Consider the following 1,108-nt stretch of genomic DNA (forward strand, 5'->3'; position numbering starts at 1 on the left):
ATTTTTGTCGCTCCTCTTTTGATGGCTTCGGCAATTGGCAGGGCATCTGCAACGCCGCCATCCACATATCGAGTGCCATTAAGAAGTACGCCATTACGATAGAGTACGGGCAGGGCGCTGCTGGCCTTCATGGTCTCCGCTAACATATCGACGTCCGGAGTGAGGTATTCTGCCTGTCCAGTATCTTGACGAGTGACGACAAGGAAAAAAGGACGCGGATCAGCAGCGAGCACTTCTTTATCAATGCCTAACTCTTCAAGTGTTACTTGCCACATCCAATCCAAATCCATGACATCACCACCGCGTATGAGCTGGCTGGGGGTGATGAACTCATTTCTTAGGCTGTAATCGAGATAGATTTTTAGGTTTCTGCCCGGCATTTTTGCCAAATAAGCGGCAAGATTACTTGCGCCAGCCGATACGCCCCAAAAGCTGTCGAAGGGAGAAAAGTCCGCAGCTAAAAAATGGTCGAGTATTCCGCAAGAAAATACCCCTCGCATTGCGCCGCCTTCAACAATCAGTGCACGAGAACCTACATGTTCCATCTGCTTATCCGCTTTCTATCTTTTAGTTGAGTAACGGCAGCTTAACGTATAAGCGGCTGATTCCCAAACAAGGCCGCATATGTTCATGCGGGGAGGCATCAGATTGGCCAATCTTGAGTGCAGTGATGAACGCCTTTCTTAGTTTTCTATGTTGACTTTGTTTGATGATCAAACTAAATTTAAATCAAATATTTTGATTATCAAACAAACTGAGCAATAGGGATATGATTTATCTATGGCAATAGCACAACACACGCACGATTTTGTTTCTCATAACCATAAAGGTGAAAAGCGAACTTTTTATGTTCTCATTCTGACGCTTGTCACTATGGTGGTTGAGATTGCTGCGGGCACGCTTTTTGGCTCTATGGCCTTACTCGCCGATGGATGGCACATGGGCACTCATGCTGCGGCATTTTGCATCACCTTGTTCGCTTATCGCTATGCTAAGCAAAATGCGAACAATGAGCGTTTTTCGTTTGGTACCGGGAAGGTCAGTGTTTTAGGTGGTTTTACGAGCGCGATTGCTTTGGGCATGGTGGCGCTAATGATGATGGTGGAAT

The 1,108-nt window shown here is 46.3% G+C and carries 2 protein-coding genes; one reads left to right on the forward strand and one right to left on the reverse strand.

Going from position 1 to position 1,108, the window contains the following annotated elements; translation table 11 throughout:
* A partial coding sequence (locus tag R7P72_RS25590) for a patatin family protein (protein WP_318111040.1) occupies nucleotides 1–545 on the reverse strand: 545 nt, incomplete at its 3' end.
* A gap of 235 nt (nucleotides 546–780) precedes the next feature.
* On the opposite strand from R7P72_RS25590, the gene R7P72_RS25595 reads away from it, so the two are divergent.
* A partial coding sequence (locus R7P72_RS25595) for a cation diffusion facilitator family transporter (RefSeq protein WP_318111041.1) occupies nucleotides 781–1,108 on the forward strand: 328 nt, incomplete at its 3' end.

Source organism: Vibrio sp. Vb0888 (genome assembly GCF_033338835.1).
In the GTDB taxonomy this organism is placed as follows: Bacteria; Pseudomonadota; Gammaproteobacteria; order Enterobacterales; family Vibrionaceae; genus Vibrio; species Vibrio alginolyticus.